This is a genomic window from Clostridium paraputrificum, assembly GCF_900447045.1.
In the GTDB taxonomy this organism is placed as follows: domain Bacteria; phylum Bacillota; class Clostridia; order Clostridiales; family Clostridiaceae; genus Clostridium; species Clostridium paraputrificum.
Genome location: NZ_UAWH01000008.1, coordinates 1 through 3,281, shown reverse-complemented (window position 1 = coordinate 3,281; position 3,281 = coordinate 1). Strand labels below are relative to the sequence as shown.

Below are 3,281 nucleotides of genomic sequence, written 5' to 3'. Positions count from 1 at the left end.
TCTACATGTTTAGGATTTATTTGGTAACTATCTAAATCTTCCTTACAGTTAAATTCTGAATATAAAACTATATCATAGGCTTGTTCAGATTTATTAAAATCTATACCAACCTCAATTTTTACTATTTCCTTAATTTTATCCTTTAATCCTTCTAACATATTCTTTATTAATTTAGCATTTTCTTCTTTAGAGTGCCCCTCTGCTTCTTCTTTTAATTTCCACATAACTATATGCTTTATCATTTCTCCACCTCCATTTTTTATAAAACCGAAAAAAAGGAATTATACTATAAAGCATAACTCCTTTTATAAACTATTCTTCTACTTTTTCTTCTTCCTTTGGTAAGTAAATATTTTGTACATAAACATTTACACCACTAACAGTTAAACCTGTCATAGCTTCTACTGTTTTCTTAACGTTCTCTGAACTTGGCCTACGACATCCATTATTCTTACACCATATTCAACTGAAACTTCAAGTTCAATAGTAGCTCTATCTTCTTCTAAAGTAACCTTTACAGCTTTACCTACTGCTTTTTTTCCTTTAAAAATTTGAGTTATATTATTAGAAACTCCAGTATGTTGGAATCCTACAACTCCTTGTATCTCTTCAGCTGCTATACCAGCTATTACACTTACAACTTCGTCGGATATTTTTACAACCCCAACATTTTCTTCATTGTTGAAATCTTGCATTTTGTTCGCCCTCCTAAGCTTTGTAAAACAAAACTAAATTATCTTACGTTAATTATATCAAAATAGAAATATATTACAATGTATTATTTTTTCACAGAAATATTAACATCACTAATTCCACAAGCGCTTTGAACTATCTCTTGGATTATAGCTCCTTCTTTTTCAGTAAGCTGATTATCTGACTTAACTATTATGTCAGCTTTTTTACTATCATCAGAAATTTCACAAATAGCATCACTATAACCTTTATTCTTTATATTTGTTTCTATTGTTTTTTGTTGACTTTGTCTTAATGTATTTTTGTAATCTGTGCAGATGCAGCATCTTTTTGTGATTGTGAAGTCTTCTCATTTTCAACTACATCTTTTAGTCCTTGTATAGCTGAGGCATCATTGTTTTCTCTTGTGCTTCTTGCATCTATAAAGAAATCTGTTTGACTGATTGTTTCCTTATCCTTGTCTTCATCTTTCTCCCCTTCAACCAATGCCCCTGCTAAATCGCTAGCATCATTTAAACCACCATTATTTAATTTGCTCCTAAAATAGCAGTACATACTATTAATGCTAATAAAGTAAAGATAATCCCAACTTGTTTTTTTGTCATTTTTTATTCCTCCCATCAACTTTCTATTGAATTATATGCTAAATCCCCATAGGATATACATTAACCTTTTCAACTGATATCCCATATAAACTAGATACAGCTTTTTCTATGTCATATCTAACCTTGCTACTTTCTGCACCCTCTGCAGCAATAACAACGCCTATTACCTTAGGCTTATATGTTTTTAAAATTACTGGTGAATTTCCACCAGACTCACTACTCATTACAACCTTAGTTGTGTCATTTTGCTGATCGCTAACTCTCTTTCCACCATTTGTATCTGTTTCTTCTGTTTTTGTTGTTTGGTTTGTACTATCATATGCTGCTACCTTCTCTTCTCCACTCTCAAAGTTAATCATTACATCAACTTCTCCAACTCCATCTATTTTTCTTAGAATGTTTGTAAGTTCAATCTTTTGTTTATCTTCATAAGTAGAGGCAGTAGTGTTTACTTTTGTATTATTTTCTTCAGTGAGAACTTCATTCTTACCATTTAAAAGTCCTGGCGCTAAAATGGTAATGGCTATTAATATAAAACCAATAACTAAAAGCACCGCAAGAATATTACCCATATACTTGTTTTTAAATAATTTACTAACCTCATTCTTTAGCTTCTTAAAATCCATTGATATCCCTCCTTTTTACAAATAATACACTACTATCTTATCCTTACTTATTTCTAATTCATCTGAAAGAAAATCGTACAGCTGCTAAAGTTGTAACTGATACAGCTACCAAAATAGATATTATGCTTAAAGGTAGATCTAATAATAATTTTACCTTTGGAACTGTGTACATAATTCCCCATGCATAGAATATTACTGTTGGGAAAAGAACTACCCCAATAGCTAACCCTACCAGTGCTCCTAATGTACTTGCCACAGCTGCATAAACTATATATTTAGAAGAAATACTTAACTTACTATAACCAAGTGCTTTTAATGTACCAATATTTCCTCTTTGCTCATCTACCATTCTTGTCATAGTAGTTAAACAGACTAATGCTGCAACTAAAAAGAAGAATACTGGAAATACATTAGCAATATCTCCTATTTTATTAGCTGAAGCACCATAATCCATATAACTATAGTGACTATTTCTATCTAAAACATACCAATCTGGTGCTTTTGCATCTTGAAGGTCTTTTTCAGCCTTATCTAGCTTCTCTTTTGCAAGAGCAAGTTCTTCCTCACCAAGCTTTTTAGCTCTCTCTAGCTCTTCTTCACCTTGCTTTATGTCTTGTTTTCCTTCCTCAATCTTTTTTCTTCCTTCAACAAAAGCATTTCCCCCTCACTCTCGGCTTTTTGGATATTTGCTTTTTCATTATTTAAAGTAGCCCATCCTGAGTCTAATGTAGCTCTTCCCTCTTTTAATTTCTGTTCTGCATTAGCTATTTGATTCTTCCCTTCAGACACTGCTGATAATGAAAAATCATATATTTGAATACTTTTTTCCTTACGGGTAATTTCTGATTTAATATAATCTTTTTCTTCGTCACTTAAGTTAGTATCTTTAAGCCTTTCCTTTAAAGCATCTACTTCTACTCTTAAATTATCAACTTCTGTCTTATGAGAATTTAAATATTCCTCAAAGTCCTTTATACTACTTTCTGTAGATTCTTTTAAATCATTAAAAGCTTTAAGATTTTTATTATACTCTTCTTCACCAGCCTGTAACTCTTTCTCTGCAGCTACTAATTTTTCCTTACCTTCTTTAATTTGATTCGGGAATTCCTTTTCTTGCTTATCTAATTCTTTTTCACTAATAATAAGCTCTATTTTTCCATCTTGAAGCTTTTCTTCATTTGACTTTATTTCATTTTCATACTTTATTTATTCTCTACATATTCCTTTTTACCATTTTCTAATTCTTTTCTACTTTCCTCTAGAATCTCATTAAAACGAATTGGACTTCTTTCATGGCTTAAGTTTTCTAAAGGCTTAGTCACCTTATCAGTAACATCAAAATATTCATTAGCATAAC

Annotated in this window: 6 protein-coding genes and 1 pseudogene; all 7 read right to left on the bottom strand. The window is 31.1% G+C overall.

Annotated elements, in window-relative coordinates; all coding sequences use genetic code 11:
• Nucleotides 1–242, bottom strand: a 242-nt coding sequence (locus tag DR024_RS04845) for a Dabb family protein (protein WP_111918258.1), incomplete at its 3' end; no start/stop codon positions are given.
• A gap of 70 nt (nucleotides 243–312) precedes the next feature.
• A pseudogene (locus DR024_RS04840) lies at nucleotides 313–695 on the bottom strand (Asp23/Gls24 family envelope stress response protein).
• A gap of 83 nt (nucleotides 696–778) precedes the next feature.
• Entirely contained in the window at nucleotides 779–952 is a 174-nt protein-coding gene (locus tag DR024_RS17960; protein ID WP_479927489.1) for a SpoIIIAH-like family protein, read from the bottom strand.
• Between the two features lie 32 nt (nucleotides 953–984).
• The gene (locus DR024_RS17955) at nucleotides 985–1,314 is read right to left on the bottom strand and encodes a SpoIIIAH-like family protein (protein WP_242983080.1); all 330 of its coding nucleotides are present in this window, start codon (nucleotides 1,312–1,314) and stop codon (nucleotides 985–987) included.
• A gap of 22 nt (nucleotides 1,315–1,336) precedes the next feature.
• Nucleotides 1,337–1,924, bottom strand: coding sequence for a stage III sporulation protein AG (locus tag DR024_RS04830; RefSeq protein ID WP_027097686.1), 588 nt, complete (start codon nucleotides 1,922–1,924; stop codon nucleotides 1,337–1,339).
• Nucleotides 1,925–1,982: 58 nt separating this feature from the next.
• Complete coding sequence (locus DR024_RS04825; RefSeq protein WP_111918256.1) at nucleotides 1,983–2,378, bottom strand: FtsX-like permease family protein; 396 nt, start codon at nucleotides 2,376–2,378, stop codon at nucleotides 1,983–1,985.
• A 152-nt stretch (nucleotides 2,379–2,530) separates the two neighbouring features.
• Nucleotides 2,531–2,713, bottom strand: a complete 183-nt coding sequence (locus DR024_RS04820; RefSeq protein ID WP_111918254.1) for a hypothetical protein — start codon at nucleotides 2,711–2,713, stop codon at nucleotides 2,531–2,533.
• Nucleotides 2,714–3,281: the final 568 nt, after the last annotated feature.

Coding starts and splice junctions, on each gene's coding strand:
- DR024_RS17955 (WP_242983080.1), bottom strand. CDS start 1,314: ATGGGAGGAATAAAAAATGACAAAAAAACAAGTTGGGATTATCTTTAC.
- DR024_RS04830 (WP_027097686.1), bottom strand. CDS start 1,924: ATGGATTTTAAGAAGCTAAAGAATGAGGTTAGTAAATTATTTAAAAAC.
- DR024_RS04825 (WP_111918256.1), bottom strand. CDS start 2,378: ATGGATTATGGTGCTTCAGCTAATAAAATAGGAGATATTGCTAATGTA.